Raw genomic sequence first — 15,095 nt, 5'->3', positions numbered from 1 at the left:
CAAACAAAGTCATCGCTTGCACAAAATCATAAGTAAAGAAAAAACGCTGTACCCCTATAATAGGAGTACAGCGTAAATGCTAGTTACTTACAGCTGCAAGGGGAAGTTTAGGCTTCTTCAGCAACTACTTCGAAAGTAACTTCAGCAGTTACGTCCTTGTGGAGCTTAACAGCAGCCTTGTAAGTACCGATTTCCTTAACATCCTTGAGAACGATGCTCTTACGATCTACATCGAGACCGAGCTTAACGAGTTCTTCAGCGATGTGGAGGCTAGTAACTGAACCATAGATAGCACCAGTAGCGCTTACCTTAGTTGCAATTTTGATACCTTCAACAGCGTTGATTTTGGCAGCAAGTGCGAGAGCATCATTCTTGATCTTCTCGAGCTTGTGAGCTTGTTGCTTGAGAACTTCAGCAAGTTCCTTCTTTGCAGAAGCAGTAGCTACAACAGCCTTACCAGTGGGAATGAGGAAGTTACGACCGTAGCCGTCCTTCACAGTAACGATTTCATTCTTGAAACCGAGACCTTGCACGTTTTCTTTGAGAATAATTTCCATGTGTGTACCTCCTCTTTATTATTTCATCAAGTCAGTTACGAAGGGAAGGAGTGCAAGATGACGAGCACGCTTCACGGCCTGAGCCACACGACGTTGGAACTTCAAAGAAGTACCAGTGATACGACGGGGAAGGATCTTACCTTGTTCGTTGAGGAACTTCTTAAGGAATTCAGGATCTTTGTAGTCAATGTACTTGATACCGCTCTTCTTGAAACGGCAGTACTTCTTCTTCTTGACGTCTACTGTAGGGGGAGTCAAATAACGGATTTCAGATTGTGCCATGTTTTAGTCCTCCTTCTTATTTGAGCGACGCTTTGCAGCATATTCAGCAGCAAACTTGTCGAGTTTAACAGTAAGGAAACGGATTACGCGCTCGTCGCGACGGAAACCAACTTCCAATTTGTCTACTACAGAGGGTTCAGCCTTGAACTCCACCAATTGATAGAAACCAGTGCTCTTCTTGTCGATGGCATAAGCCAACTTCTTGAGGCCCCAGTTCTCTTCATTGATAACCTCAGCACCATTAGCGGTGAGGATACCTTTGAACTTTTCGACCGCTTCCTTCATCTGAACTTCAGACAAAACGGGAGTGAGGATGAAAACGGTCTCATACTGATTCATCATGTTGTGAATGTATTGAGTGAATAAATGAACATTCTCTTAGGGCTTCAACATCATTTACACAGAGAAAATGGCAGAATAGCCCAAAAGACGATGCAAAAGTACAACATTCTTGCAAAACGACCAAGTATTTCGAGCAAAATCCTCATTTTGGCATTATTATTGTAGGAATAGGGCAAGCATTACAGCTAGAAAGTTGTACCTTTGCAAAGATTACTCTACATAAAAGATATATCCGATACAGAAATAATGACTGACAACTTATCGCCTATAATTGCCCAAGTTCTCACCCTGAGTAAGGAGGAGTCTCGTCGCTTTCATCATCCGAAGGTGACCTCTTTGGCGTTGTTGCTGGCTATGCTCCGTAATCAAGAGGGGCAAGTGCGACAAATGATTGAGAATTTGGGAGCTCCAGTGGAACTTCTTCGTGATACTCTTGAACAAAGAATGGCAAATACCTCTAACCATGAGATTGCTGCGGAGGAACCGCAACTGGATGTTGACGCAGAACGAATTCTCCGCTTATCCCATCTTGAAGCACGACTACAGAAATCGCAAGAAACGACTGATGTACACATGCTTCTTGCTTTGCTTCGCGACCGCCACAACGAAGCCTGCAAACTCATTAATCAATATGGAGTAGAATATAAAAACATCACATCAAATCATACGAATTCTACTCCTACAACAAATCAACGTAACCCCGAGAACTCTCTTGAAATGGCTGGTGACATGCCCAGTAGTAACGGAGAAGCTCAACGTGGTGTAACCTCAAACTCTCCAAATGGTGGTGTAAGTAACAGCGAAACTCCTATCCTTGATAAGTTTGGGCAAGACCTGACACAAGCCGCTGCACAAGGTTGGTTAGACCCTATCGTAGGACGTCATGATGAAATCCAACGTGTGGCACAAATTCTTACACGTCGCAAAAAGAACAACCCTATTTTGATAGGTGAACCAGGCGTGGGCAAAAGTGCCCTTGTAGAAGGCTTGGCCCAACTTATTGTAAAAAATCAGGTGCCTCATCTGTTGATGAATAAGCGCATTGTGACGTTAGATATGGCTTCTATCGTTGCAGGGACACAATATCGTGGGCAGTTTGAAGATCGCCTACGTAAGCTCATCGAGGAACTTAAGTCCCATCGTGAAATCATTCTTTTCATTGATGAGATTCACACCATAATTGGTGCTGGTAGTGCCCCTGGTTCTTTAGATGCTGCTAATATCCTTAAGCCAGCTCTAGCACGTGGAGAAGTGCAATGCATTGGTGCCACCACCATTAGTGAGTATCGTAAGACCATCGAAAAAGATGGAGCTTTGGAGCGCCGTTTTCAGAAGATTCAACTTGAACCTACCACATCCGAGGATACTCTCGTCATACTAAATAACATCAAAGCGCGTTATGAAGATCACCACAATGTGACATATACCGACGCCGCTTTGCAGGCTTGTGTCACATTGACAGAGCGCTATATGTTCGAACGCTCACTACCCGATAAAGCCATCGATGCTTTGGATGAGGCAGGTAGCCGCATGCACTTATTGAAAGTGCAATTACCTGAACCCATTGTTGCACAAGAAAAGACTGTTGAAGCTCTTCGCCAATCAAAAGAAACTGCTGCGGCAGAACAAAGATATGAAGAGGCCGCTGAATTACGAGACCAACTCCGTCTGGCAGAAGCTGAAGTCGAGCGTTTGAAGGCAGAATGGCAATCAAATCTAAAGGAGCATCGCATCACTGTAGATGAAGCAGACATAGCAAGTGTTGTTTCGCTCATGAGTGGTGTCCCTGTGGAACGCATGCAAGAAGAAGAAACGATTCGCCTCAAAGGCATGCAACAAGCACTTGCTAGTAAGGTTATTGCCCAAAACCGTGCCATTCATCGTCTCACACGTGCCATCACACGCAACAGACTTGGGCTTAAAGACCCTAATCGTCCCATTGGTACTTTTATGTTTGTTGGACCTACCGGTGTTGGTAAGACTCACTTAGTAAAGACCTTGGCGGAATTTATGTTTGGCACGAAAGACTCTCTCATTCGTATTGACATGAGCGAATATGGAGAAAAGTTTTCAACCTCGCGTCTCATTGGTGCACCTCCTGGATATGTAGGCTATGAAGAAGGTGGTCAGCTCACGGAACAAGTGCGAAGACATCCCTACTCTATTATCCTACTCGATGAAATTGAAAAGGCACACCCTGATGTTTTCAATACACTTCTCCAAGTGATGGACGAAGGTCGTATGACAGACGGCAATGGCACTACTGTCGATTTTCGCAACACCGTCATCATTATGACCTCTAATAGTGGTAGCCGGCAGGTAAAAGAATTTGGAGCTGGAGTAGGTTTCGGCAGTTCTTCCGACGGAATTTCAGCAGATGCGGCAGAAAGCATTGTTCGAAAAGCTCTGCAACGCCAGTTTGCTCCAGAATTCCTCAATCGCCTAGACGAAATCATCATGTTTGACCCGCTCAACGCAGAAGGAATTGCACAGATTGCCGAACTGGAGATTCAAGCTCTCTCCAAACGTCTATCAGACAATGGACATCAACTGGAACTTACTCCTGCAGCGAAGCAATTTGTGGCGAAAAAAGCTTTTGACCCAGTATATGGAGCTCGCTCTTTGCGTCGCACACTTCAAGAATATGTGGAAGACCCAATCTGCGACCTGTTCTTAGATGGTGACCAGAAGCCTGTTCTCCGCATTGATATCGATGAACATGGCAAAAAGCTCAAACTAACCTCTTCCGATACCCTTTAACCCGTTTTGATACCCACTTGCGTTTTTCTCTATCTACAGAGATAGTAGTGGGTGTTCCAACGGTATTCTTCGCTTTCGGGCGAAAACAGATTTATAAGATATGACTGCATCTATTGATTTCTTCATCTATTGCCGTCCTTCTCAAAACATTGACACCGCACTTTCCATGACAGCTCACCCTGCCGTGGAAAGTGTGCATGTTTTACAGGACGATGATGTCCAACTTCCAGAAGCCCTTTCAACAATAGGTATAGATTTACCCACTTCTTCTAAGACCATACGCACCATTGCTCGCGAAAGTTCTGCAGAATTTGTACTTCTATTCTTGCAACCCAAGGGATTCTTACCCAATTATCGTTGTATTGATCGTATGCTACAAGTAGCAAAAGACACCAATGCTTCGATGGTATATGCTGATCGCTGGGAGCAACAAGAACATGAAGATGGAAGTTTCACACCACCTATATTGCATCCTGTCAATGACCACCAAATAGGTTCTGTTCGCGATGATTTTGATTTTGGTGGTTTGTGGCTTATTCGTGGCGAATTACTCCGACAATTCGCTGTCGGTCACAAACAACGCTATAAATATGCTGCCCCTTATTCGCTACGCCTTTTCCTAAGTCGTAGTGGTAACATCGTGCATCTGCGTGAGCCACTCTATTCAATGATAGAAACAGACGTACGCAAAAGTGGTGAAAAGCAGTTTGACTACGTAAACCCTTCTGCTCGCGAAGTACAACTAGAGATGGAGAAGGCATGCACTCTGCATCTTAAAGAAATTGGCGCATGGGTATCTCCCGAAGAATTCGATGATGTCCCCACTCCTTTTCCATCCTCTCTACTGAACGCTACAGAGAAGCCCAATACCCTCTCCCAGGCTTCCACAGAGATCACCGCACTGCCTACCGTACCTCTCGAAGGAAACACCGAACACTTCCCAGTAATGGCATCGGTCATCATTCCCGTACGGAATCGTGTACGTACTATTGCCGATGCTGTTCAGTCAGCTTTGTCACAAGTGGCAGACTTCTCCTTTAATGTCATTGTCATAGACAACCATTCGACCGACGGTACAAGCGATATATTAGAGAAACTTGCTGTAGACTCGAGAGTTAAAGTGCTAACACCGCAACAAACCGACTTGGGAATTGGAGGTTGCTGGGATTTGGCCATTCGCAGTGAGCATTGCGGTCGCTTTGCAATACAACTTGACTCCGACGATCTTTATAGCGGTACTGATGTATTGAGTCGTATTGTCGCAGCCTTTCACGAGCAAAAGGCAGCTATGGTGATAGGCGCCTATCGTATGGTGGATTTCTCGCTCAACACTCTACCTCCGGGTCTCATTGCTCATGCTGAATGGACGCCAGACAATGGCAGAAACAATGCGTTGCGTATCAATGGTTTGGGAGCTCCACGTGCGTTTGACGTGACAATACTACGCGGCATTGGTGTCCCCAACACGAGCTACGGTGAAGACTATGCACTGGGGCTCGCGATTTCACGCCACTATCGCATTGGACGTATCTATGACGAGCTTTATCTTTGCCGCCGATGGGAGGGGAATTCTGATGCAGCTCTTGCCATTGATGCTGTGAACCGCCATAATGCTTATAAAGATCAGTTGCGTACCATTGAGATTCAGGCAAGACAACAAATGAATCTTCGCTGGAATCATAATCTTCAGCAGTCAGAAGTAGTAGATTTCATCCGACAACAACTCTTTGCTTGGGAAGAAGTACGCCAACGCTTCGAGGCACTTCATCATTCTACTGAACTGAAATCTCTCCCTACTGCCACCTGTACACTCGCAGCGCAGCACAATCCTACACGCATTCACTCCACAAAAGCCAATATTACCCAAGACTTTCTGAAGAAACGTCCCTGTTTCCTCTGTGACAACCATCGTCCAAAGGTACAAACATGCCTACCTGTGGAAGGCAAATACCAAGTATTGATCAACCCCTACCCCATTCTTCCTCAACACCTCACGATTGTAAGTCGTCGTCACACCCCACAATCACTCAAAGGACGTTTAGGAGATTTCTGTAAAATGGTAATGGAGTTGCCCGACTTCATAGTATTTTACAATGGTGCTCGCTGTGGAGCTTCTGCCCCCGACCATATGCACTTCCAAGCAGGTGCAAGAGGGGTCGTTCCTCTTGAACGCGATTGGGCACAATACGAAGGAAGCCTTGAACGCCTCTATCCTATTTCCACTGAAGAGATTGTAGAAGTAGAAGAAGCTGGCTACACGCACAAGCACGAAGGTATCTATTTATTGCGCAACTACGCTTGCCCTGCCTTTGTGGTAATTGGGGAAAAGGCAGAAGGTAATCAGTTATTACTTTCCAAACTTTTATCTGCTCTTCCCGTTGCTTCGGGCATGAGTGAACCCGATGTGAACCTTCTTGCATGGCGTTCGTCCGGTCATGCTGCACACCCAGATACCACCGTTACGATTGTCTTCCCTCGCAAAAAGCACCGTCCTGCGTGCTATGCAGCCGAAGGTCCCGAACAACGCCTGATTTCTCCTGGAGCTATAGACATGGCAGGATTGATTATTACTCCACGCCATGAAGACTTTGATGCGCTCACGTCCCAACAAGCAGCTTCTATTTTAGCAGAAGTAACGCTTTCTGAAACAGAAATCGCTGCCATCACTCGCAAACTGCACAAGGCAGCCTCTAACAATGCAGCCCGTCGTAAGCCCAATCTCTTCAACGGTCGACGAGAGCCCAATGTAGAGGTTGCTATTATGAGCCACTCTCGCATCGAGTTCACGCTCAACACTCCTTTCTCTGCTAAAGGACACGTCATCTCGGGTACTCAAACCGTAGAATATAAAGATGGTACAATCCTATGGAATGGCAATGCTTACAGTGAATTATCCTTCCTCCCCGATACTCCTCTCAACGAAGCGTCATTTACCCTTCAAGGTGTACCCATTGGCATCAACTTCCACTGGGAACGTAAGCTCAATCAAACCTTCCATGGTGCGCTCTACTTCAAGGTTCATGAAGAATCTATCCTTGCCATCAACCATATTCCTGCTGAGCTATACCTTGAAAGTGTGATTTCTTCAGAGATGAGCCCAAATGCTTCACTCGAGCTGCTCAAGGCTCATGCCGTGGTTAGCCGTAGTTGGCTCTTCCGCATGATGATGCAACGTAGAAACAATGCACAGGGAGAGGGCAACTTCTTCACCTTCCAACGCAAAGACGATGAATATATCCGCTGGTATGGACGTGAAGAGCACACTCTCTTTGATGTATGCGCAGATGATCACTGCCAGCGCTACCAAGGAATACCCACCATTTCGCGTCCTGAAGTGCTACAAGCTATTAACGAAACGCGTGGACTTGTGCTAATGTCTGAAGGAGACATCTGCGATGCTCGTTTCTCAAAATGCTGTGGCGGTATGACCGAACGCTTCTCTTCCTGCTGGGAAGATCAAGATGAGCCCTATTTGGTAGCAACTCGCGACTTGCTCCCCAAGTCTTACAACGAACAGACCGCCTCAGAAGTAGACTTAACCAACGAGCAACAAGCTACAGCTTGGATTAAATCTACACCAGCCGCTTTCTGTCATACGCAAGATCAAACAATTCTGGCGCAAATTCTAAACGACTACGACCAAGAAACAGCAGACTTTTATCGTTGGGAAGTCTCTTATTCCCAAGAAGAAATTTCCCATCTTATACAAGAAAAGTTGGGACTTAACTTAGGCAACATCAAAGCGCTCATACCTATCGAACGCGGAGATAGTGGACGCATCATTCGACTTAAGTTGGTGGGTACAGATAAGACAATGACTATCGGTAAGGAACTCGAGATTCGCCGTGCACTTTCTCACACGCACCTCTATTCTAGTGCCTTTGTCGTTGAAACCTCTGGTGAAACAGCCGAAGGGCTCCCAGCTAACTTCCACCTTTATGGGGCTGGATGGGGGCATGGGGTCGGTCTTTGTCAAATTGGTGCCGCAATGATGGGTGCAGAAGGTTACAACTACGAAGAAATTCTTCTCCACTATTACAAAAATGCTTCAATCGAGACAAAATATGAATAGTTCAAAGCGCCATTCTCTCTTTTGGATTCCCTCTCTTTATTTTGTTGAAGGTGTGCCGTACACCATTGTAACAGTAGTTTCTCTCATCATGTACAAACGTTTAGGACTCAGTGACACTCAGTGTGCTGCTTACAGTGGTTGGCTAGGCCTTCCGTGGGTGATTAAACCGCTGTGGAGTCCTATTGTAGAGATTTTCAAGACCAAACGTTGGTGGATTCTTACGATGCAAGCACTGATGGGGATAGCTCTTGCACTCATAGCCTTCACTATTCCCACGCATTACTACGTTCAAGCAAGTCTTGCGCTCTTTTTCCTCATTGCCTTCTCTAGTGCAACACATGACATTGCTGCCGACGGTTTCTATATGTCAGCTCTAAACGAACATGATCAAGCGCAATACGTGGGCATTCGTAGTACATTCTACAAATTAGCAACCATCTTTGCAGAAGGGCTACTTCTTATGTATATTGGAAGTTGGGAGGTCATAACCAAAAATGTCACGGACGCATGGAGTATCGGTCTTGGAACTATTGCAGGACTTCTCATGTTAATGACAGTCTATCATTTGTGTACACTTCCAAAGACGGAACATAATGCCCACGATGACCGACATCATCTTAGCATAAAAGAAGCTGCCAAAGAATTTGGAACTACATTTCTGAGCTTTTTTCAGAAGCCTATGATTTTTACGGCACTTGTTTTTATGTTGCTCTACCGCTTACCCGAGGCTTTTCTTACAAAGATTTTTCCTCTCTTCCTTAGTGCAAAAGTAGAAAATGGTGGTCTAGCTCTTACTACGCAGCAAGTTGGTTTCGCTTATGGTACCGTTGGAGTTATAGGTCTGACTCTGGGCGGAATTTTAGGAGGAATGGCCGTTGCAAAAGATGGCTTCCAGCGTTGGAAATGGCCTATGGTTATAGCCATTTCTCTCCCCAACGTCCTCTATTGTTTCCTTGCCTACTATCAGCCGAGCAATTTTGTGTGGGTGAACGTGGCTATTGCCATAGAACAATTCGGTTATGGATTTGGTTTTACCCTCTATATGCTATTTTTGCTCTACTTTGCGCAGGGAGAATCTAAGGCGGCACACTATGCGATATGCACGGGTTGCATGGCATTAAGTCTGGCGGTACCAGGAATCACAGCGGGCTGGATAACGGACCAACTAGGCTATTACACAAGTTTCATTCTAGTGATGTGCCTCATCCCTGTGACATTCTGGGTTACTTCTATTATCAAAGTTCCTAACGACTATGGTCGCAAGACCAAAGTATAAGAGTTACGACCAAGACACTTTCTATATGGCAACTAATAAATCTTCAACAACGCCAATCAGCTCCTTTACCCAAACCAATGCTTTTGCGATGCAGCATGGGATTATCTTAGGGTTGATCCTCATTATCTTGCTCGGTACGCTGATAGCAGGGCTAACCAACAGCACCGCTTCCCTCATCTCAACGATACTAATCGTGGTCTATCCCATCATCGTGGGTAGACTCACCTTTGGCTTCCGTAAAATAGTGGCTCCCACTGATCGTTTTCCTCTTTTCAAAGGCTTTAGCCACGCACTTTTTAGCATGTTGTATGCTTCCATTTGGGCAGCCATCGCAACTTATTTCTACATGCGTTTCTTCGACAACGGACATTTCGTAAACACCTTACTGACATCTGTTTCTAATCCTCGCATGCAAGAATTGCTGAAAGCCAACGAACTTTGGTTTGTATCGCAAACACACTCGGGCCCCACGATCCTTGATAGCGTGCGTCAAATGCAGAACATCCCTCCAGCTACCTATGCAGAGACAGTTCTCTACATGAATATTTTACTCACACCCATCACCTCCCTCATCATTGGACTCTGCGCCATGCGCAACTACACAATACCAGCGCAACGATAGCTTTTGAACAGATCTATTTGCTTGACTTTACTTCTAAATCAAATATATGGAAAAGTTTCATTTAGGATAACAGCTAGCAAACAAAGATTATTCAACTCAACTTTGTGCTTTCCTTCCAAGGAAAGCGTTGACAAGCAAACATCTTGTCCCTAGCATTCCTTCATTATCCTGCGAAGTTAAAATCAACTTCGCAGGATTTCTTTTTCTTGTTTTGTTTACTCTTTAGCACTACCAGAGAGTTCTGCTTTTTTCTCTTTTTACGTCCCTACTAACGTTAATTGCATCCCCAAAATATAAGCCAAGTTTTCTAGAAACTAGGGGGATAGTTGCGCTTCTGACAAAAGAACTACAATACCCTTAGGCACATTTACACCCATTCTCACAAGTTTTCATCGATTTGCAGCACACTTATGAACTGCATCTTGCGAAGTTTTACTATTTTCGTGGTCATCTTTCTTCTATTTTATCGGAGATAATTTTAGAAATCTCCCTCGTTTTCTGAGTTTTCTCGGAGAAAATCTGAATTCCCTCCTTTGCTCCACACTAATATCCCGCAGATTTTCCTCTGAAGCTCCGTTCTAAATTTCCATAGCCACCTAGGAAGAGTACCAAACACAGGATTAAAAGTTAAATTAGCACTTTATTCCTGTAAAGTTTCCCTAACAAACTAATAGAAATTGGGGAGTGGAAAACCGTAAAGACTCCACAAATACCTAATATTTCTTTCAGGTGAATGATGGACTCTCCACCAAGTAAGACCCAAGGTCAAACATTCCGTTGGCCTTCAAAGTTTCCCCCCATAAAGTCCACCGAAGTTATCCTTCCGATAAGGCAAGTAACTAGCTTAGACAAACAGACTAACTAGCCCAGAGCAAATATACCTAACTTTCAACCTCTAATCTCTTTCCTCAATCGCTTGTGAAACCAAAGATAATTTGCTAACTTTGCAAAGTATATACTAGCCCTAAAACGGTAAAGTAAAGCGGAGACACTGCAATCAGTCGTAAAGCCTCTGCCCAACCACCGCTTGATAGCCCAAGCCAATAGGCATTTACACAATGAATACACCCACCACTTACCCCTGCGACATCACTGTTGTCGTTCCTCTCTTCAATGAAGATGAAAGTCTTCCCGAACTCTATGCATGGATTAAACGCGTCATGCACGAGCATAATTTCAGTTATGAAGTACTTTTTGTAGATGATGGATCTACAGATCAGTCATGGAATATCATCCAAAAATTGTCGGAAGAGGAAGAAGCAGTGCACGGCATCAAATTTCGTCGTAATTATGGCAAGAGTCCTGCCTTGTTTTGTGGATTCCGCAGCGCAAAAGGGCGAGTGGTCATCACCATGGATGCTGATTTACAAGATAGTCCCGATGAGATTCCCGAATTGTATCGCATGATTACCGAAGACGGATATGATCTCGTCAGCGGTTATAAGCAGAAAAGATACGACCCTATCTCGAAAACAATTCCCACCAAACTTTTCAATGCTACTGCACGAAAGGTAAGTGGTATCCCTAATCTTCACGACTTCAACTGTGGACTCAAAGCTTACCGCCTAGAAGTGGTGAAAAACATTGAGGTATATGGTGAGATGCACCGCTATATTCCTTACTTAGCAAAAAATGCAGGTTTTTCAAAAATCGGAGAAAAGGTAGTGCAACACCAAGCGCGCAAATTTGGCACTTCCAAATTTATGGGATTGAATCGCTTTGTCAACGGTTATCTTGACCTACTGTCGCTGTGGTTCCTCAACAGCTTTGGACTCAAACCCATGCACGTATTTGGGTTCTTGGGCACAGTGATGTTTGTCTTTGGTTTCTTAGCTACAATTGTAGTCGGCGGTGTGAAGCTCTATCACCTTTTTGCAGGTATTCCTGCGCCACTCGTCACCAACTCTCCCTATTTCTACATCTCACTCACCATGATGGTTCTAGGAACTCAGCTTTTTGTTGCTGGATTTTTGGGAGAACTCATCAGTCGCAACGCGCAGGGTCGCAACGACTATCACATCGAAGAAGAATTTTAAGACATAGGGTAAGCCTCAGACACCGTTTGCCCTGCACTCGCTCTACCATAATATGGCAAAAAACCTCCTACATAGTTTTCTTGGTCTTGCGGCATCTGGCATCATAATGGGAGTGGCAAGTTGCACCAACATTGATTGTCCACTCGACAATCAAGTGGAAATGGTACTCAATTTCTACCATTATGAGACAAAAAAAGTACTTTCACTCTCAGATACTTTAAGCATCTATGGAGTTAAAGGCGATACAACACAATTACTGTTCAATCGTGCGATAGGACAACGCACCATTCAAGTACCTTTGAATGTTGCATCCGAACGCGATACGCTGTTGCTCCGTTTCTCTTCTAGCACCGAAACTGCAACAGATACGTTGATTGTGTCGCATCAACCAAAGTCTCATTTTGAATCGCTGGACTGCCCAGCTTCTGTGTTCCACACGCTTACCAAAGTGAACTGGCGCGCGCACCAAAACACATCCAATCTCCTAACTGTGCAGGAAGTACTCATCACCAACCCCAATGTAGCATACGAAAATGTGGAACATCTCAAAGTATTCCTTCGTCCTGTTGCTCAGTAGTCTAGCCTCACTGGGTTCGATGATTAATGCAAAGGCTGCGAAAGTACAATCTTCGGCTTCTACGCCTGTCTGTTCTTCAGAAGAACAAGGACACTCTAATGAGTCAGTAGTAGCTCTTTCACCGCAAGACACTGAAGGTCGATTAGCAAACTCTCCTCTACCACTGCAGGACGACAGCACCACTATCACTCGCGCCCCACAAGGTGTGGAGTTTAACGACAGTAAACGTGAAGCCCTCAATCGTCTATTGGGTAATCGCAGTGTCCCCCTCTTGGCAGGTGTGAGCGTTTCGGTCAATCTAGCTGGTGCTTTTCTCAACACCTTCACTTCTTCGGGTACTTACGAAGGAGCTTTGCGCCTAAATTTCCGCAATAAATACTTTCCCATTGTAGAATTGGGTATCGGTGCAGCGAATCAAACGAGTGAAACTACGCAATTACACTACACCACTCGCGCACCATTTGGGCGAATTGGGCTTGACTACAATCTAAAGCGCGATAAACGAAGTACAAATCGCGTTTTTGTGGGAGCACGCTATGGATTTTCGGCCTTCAACTATGCCCTAAGTGGGACTCCTGTCCAAGATACACATTGGAAAACGGAAGCTCCCTTCCAATTCAATAACATCAGCGACAATGCCCACTGGGGTGAACTGGTGTTCGGATTGGAAACCTCAATATGGAAATTCATTCACCTTGGTTGGTCATTACGCTACCAAGTGCGCCTTTATGAGCACAACACCAACATCGGAAGAGCTTGGCACGTGCCTGGTTTTGGACGAAACTCAGAAAATAGTCACTTTTTTGGAACGTTCCAACTAATTTTTGATCTCACTCACTTTAAGAAAGCAAAAGCCCCTTCTATAAACTCTAGCAAATGAAACGTATCCTTTCTCTCATCTTCCTCATACTCTTAGTTGCTGGCACTGTATTTATTCTTTCTAGAAGTAAGTATCAGACTAGTGAAGGGCAGATTTTCGGCACTACTTACCATGTGCGTTACAATGCAACACACAGTTATGATAAGGAAATTGCAGAAGAACTCAATCGCGTGGACACTATATTCTCTCTCTTTAAAGAGAATAGTCTACTCTCTCGCTTCAATCGTGGAGAAGATAAGGGAATAGGCAATCCTCTATTTGCAGAAGTCATCAAGCTATCTCTTGAGATTTCTAACGACACTGAGGGGGCATTTGACATCACGGTTGCTCCATTGGTCAATGCTTGGGGATTTGGTTTCAAAAACAAGCAACCTCTTACTGATAATCAGGTAGATTCATTGCGCAAACTCGTAGGGTATCAGCATCTTTCATTTGATGGTAAACAACTCACTAAGGATATCCCCAACCTACAAATCGATTGTGGAGCAGTTGCAAAAGGATATGCTGTAGATCGCATAGCAAAATTGCTCAGCGAAAAGGGATGCCAAAACTATATGATTGAAATTGGTGGGGAAGTCGTTGTGAAAGGCAAGAACGATAAAGGTGAGAAATGGAAGATTGGAATCAACAAACCCACAGAAAATGCCAATACTTCTGACGAAGAACTCGAGACACTTCTAAGTCTCACGAATTGTGGTATCGCAACCTCTGGCAACTACCGCAACTTTTATATTAAAGATGGGAAGAAATACGCCCATTCTATCAATCCCAAGACGGGCTACCCTGTACAGCACTCTTTACTTTCGGCTACGGTTGTCAGTAATTCCTGCGCTAAAAGCGATGCACTTGCCACTGCTTTCATGGTGATGGGCTTAGATAAGGCTAAAGCCTATGTGCAAACCCACAAGGATGTCCATGTCTACTTTATCTATGCTGACGCAAAAGGCAACTACCAAGTGTGGATGTCCGACGGCATGAAACCTTTGATTGACTTACAACCATGAGCAGCCACATTTTCCACCGATTCGTCGGAAATCCGCTCTTTCAAGGACTGAGCGTAGATGACTTTGAACAGATTGCAGAGCGCGTACCTTTTGATTTCCATACGATAGCTCCAGGGCACACAATCGTACACGCCGACGATCCTTGCGATAGTCTCATCTGTACCCTCTCTGGCACGGTTTGCAAAGAAGAAGTAAGCGACTTACGCCACTATACTTTCCGCGAATTCATCACCACCAACACAGTGATTCAGCCAGAACGTCTTTTTGGCTTGCGTCCGCGTTATAGTGCCACTTTCTTAGCAGAGACAGAAGTACAATACTTCTCTGTGCCCAAACGAGAAGTGAGAGATGTATTGTTCACACTCACCCCTTTCCACCTCAACTATCTCAACCTTATCTGCACCACTCAACAGTTGCAAGATAGCAGAGTTTGGCGAGCTCTTCCAGACTCTTTGGAAGGACGCTTCTTGCATTTCCTCTATACACGGTCCTCGCGCCCTGCAGGTCAAAAAGAACTCGTGATAGACATGGTGGCTCTCGCAGGAGAACTCACTGCCACACGATTGCGCGTTTCACAAATGCTCAATGAACTCAATGATCGTGGGCTCATCGAATTGCGCCGACGACACATTCTCATTCCTTCTATGGAGGCTTTATTACAACATAATTAAAGGTGCTTCCACACAT

12 protein-coding genes are annotated in these 15,095 nt (G+C 44.9%); 9 read left to right on the top strand and 3 right to left on the bottom strand.

Features of this window, described 5'->3' with window-relative positions:
- Window positions 1-107 precede the first annotated feature (107 nt).
- Genes rplI through rpsF form a run of 3 tightly spaced genes read right to left on the bottom strand, consistent with a single transcriptional unit; the run spans window position 108 to window position 1,178 of the window.
- Window positions 108-557 (bottom strand): 50S ribosomal protein L9, encoded by a 450-nt coding sequence (gene rplI, locus BQ2633_RS00800; protein ID WP_075564570.1) that lies wholly within the window; start codon window positions 555-557, stop codon window positions 108-110.
- Between the two features lie 18 nt (window positions 558-575).
- Window positions 576-839: a 30S ribosomal protein S18 gene (gene rpsR, locus BQ2633_RS00795; RefSeq protein ID WP_009437654.1), complete on the bottom strand. Its 264-nt coding sequence runs from the start codon at window positions 837-839 to the stop codon at window positions 576-578.
- Window positions 840-842: 3 nt separating this feature from the next.
- Window positions 843-1,178, bottom strand: a complete 336-nt coding sequence (rpsF, locus tag BQ2633_RS00790) for a 30S ribosomal protein S6 (RefSeq protein ID WP_044063311.1) — start codon at window positions 1,176-1,178, stop codon at window positions 843-845.
- Between the two features lie 249 nt (window positions 1,179-1,427).
- Between rpsF and BQ2633_RS00785 the strand changes: the two genes are divergently transcribed.
- From BQ2633_RS00785 to BQ2633_RS00745, 9 genes are all read left to right on the top strand, one after another.
- Entirely contained in the window at window positions 1,428-3,941 is a 2,514-nt protein-coding gene (locus BQ2633_RS00785; RefSeq protein WP_075564569.1) for an ATP-dependent Clp protease ATP-binding subunit, read from the top strand.
- A gap of 100 nt (window positions 3,942-4,041) precedes the next feature.
- On the top strand, window positions 4,042-8,013 hold the full coding sequence (locus tag BQ2633_RS00780) for a DUF4922 domain-containing protein (RefSeq protein ID WP_075564568.1): 3,972 nt from the start codon (window positions 4,042-4,044) through the stop codon (window positions 8,011-8,013).
- Window positions 8,006-9,289 carry an MFS transporter gene (locus tag BQ2633_RS00775; protein ID WP_075564567.1) on the top strand — a complete coding sequence of 428 codons (1,284 nt, stop codon included), beginning with the start codon at window positions 8,006-8,008 and terminating at the stop codon, window positions 9,287-9,289. Before BQ2633_RS00780 ends, BQ2633_RS00775 begins: the two co-directional genes overlap by 8 nt.
- A gap of 25 nt (window positions 9,290-9,314) precedes the next feature.
- On the top strand, window positions 9,315-9,911 hold the full coding sequence (locus tag BQ2633_RS00770; protein ID WP_176720069.1) for a DUF4199 family protein: 597 nt from the start codon (window positions 9,315-9,317) through the stop codon (window positions 9,909-9,911).
- A 1,058-nt stretch (window positions 9,912-10,969) separates the two neighbouring features.
- On the top strand, window positions 10,970-11,947 hold the full coding sequence (locus BQ2633_RS00765) for a glycosyltransferase family 2 protein (RefSeq protein WP_075564565.1): 978 nt from the start codon (window positions 10,970-10,972) through the stop codon (window positions 11,945-11,947).
- 52 nt (window positions 11,948-11,999) lie between these two features.
- Window positions 12,000-12,524, top strand: coding sequence for a DUF6452 family protein (locus BQ2633_RS00760; protein WP_075564564.1), 525 nt, complete (start codon window positions 12,000-12,002; stop codon window positions 12,522-12,524).
- A complete protein-coding gene (locus BQ2633_RS00755; RefSeq protein WP_346047886.1) occupies window positions 12,481-13,404 on the top strand; it encodes a DUF6048 family protein in 924 nt (307 codons plus the stop codon). Before BQ2633_RS00760 ends, BQ2633_RS00755 begins: the two co-directional genes overlap by 44 nt.
- The gene (locus BQ2633_RS00750) at window positions 13,401-14,408 is read left to right on the top strand and encodes an FAD:protein FMN transferase (protein WP_075564563.1); all 1,008 of its coding nucleotides are present in this window, start codon (window positions 13,401-13,403) and stop codon (window positions 14,406-14,408) included. The genes BQ2633_RS00755 and BQ2633_RS00750 overlap by 4 nt, the downstream gene beginning before the upstream one ends.
- A complete protein-coding gene (locus BQ2633_RS00745; RefSeq protein ID WP_075564562.1) occupies window positions 14,405-15,079 on the top strand; it encodes a Crp/Fnr family transcriptional regulator in 675 nt (224 codons plus the stop codon). The genes BQ2633_RS00750 and BQ2633_RS00745 overlap by 4 nt, the downstream gene beginning before the upstream one ends.
- Window positions 15,080-15,095 lie beyond the last annotated feature (16 nt).

Source organism: Ihuprevotella massiliensis (assembly GCA_900095835.1).
Lineage (GTDB): Bacteria > Bacteroidota > Bacteroidia > Bacteroidales > Bacteroidaceae > Alloprevotella > Alloprevotella massiliensis.
This window is presented reverse-complemented; position numbering and strand designations above follow the sequence as displayed.

Excerpts from the sequence above, each read along its gene's own strand:
- rplI (WP_075564570.1), bottom strand. The coding sequence starts at position 557 with ATGGAAATTATTCTCAAAGAAAACGTGCAAGGTCTCGGTTTCAAGAAT.
- rpsR (WP_009437654.1), bottom strand. The coding sequence starts at position 839 with ATGGCACAATCTGAAATCCGTTATTTGACTCCCCCTACAGTAGACGTC.
- rpsF (WP_044063311.1), bottom strand. The coding sequence starts at position 1,178 with ATGAATCAGTATGAGACCGTTTTCATCCTCACTCCCGTTTTGTCTGAA.
- BQ2633_RS00785 (WP_075564569.1), top strand. The coding sequence starts at position 1,428 with ATGACTGACAACTTATCGCCTATAATTGCCCAAGTTCTCACCCTGAGT.
- BQ2633_RS00780 (WP_075564568.1), top strand. The coding sequence starts at position 4,042 with ATGACTGCATCTATTGATTTCTTCATCTATTGCCGTCCTTCTCAAAAC.
- BQ2633_RS00775 (WP_075564567.1), top strand. The coding sequence starts at position 8,006 with ATGAATAGTTCAAAGCGCCATTCTCTCTTTTGGATTCCCTCTCTTTAT.
- BQ2633_RS00770 (WP_176720069.1), top strand. The coding sequence starts at position 9,315 with ATGGCAACTAATAAATCTTCAACAACGCCAATCAGCTCCTTTACCCAA.
- BQ2633_RS00765 (WP_075564565.1), top strand. The coding sequence starts at position 10,970 with ATGAATACACCCACCACTTACCCCTGCGACATCACTGTTGTCGTTCCT.
- BQ2633_RS00760 (WP_075564564.1), top strand. The coding sequence starts at position 12,000 with ATGGCAAAAAACCTCCTACATAGTTTTCTTGGTCTTGCGGCATCTGGC.
- BQ2633_RS00755 (WP_346047886.1), top strand. The coding sequence starts at position 12,481 with ATGTGGAACATCTCAAAGTATTCCTTCGTCCTGTTGCTCAGTAGTCTA.
- BQ2633_RS00750 (WP_075564563.1), top strand. The coding sequence starts at position 13,401 with ATGAAACGTATCCTTTCTCTCATCTTCCTCATACTCTTAGTTGCTGGC.
- BQ2633_RS00745 (WP_075564562.1), top strand. The coding sequence starts at position 14,405 with ATGAGCAGCCACATTTTCCACCGATTCGTCGGAAATCCGCTCTTTCAA.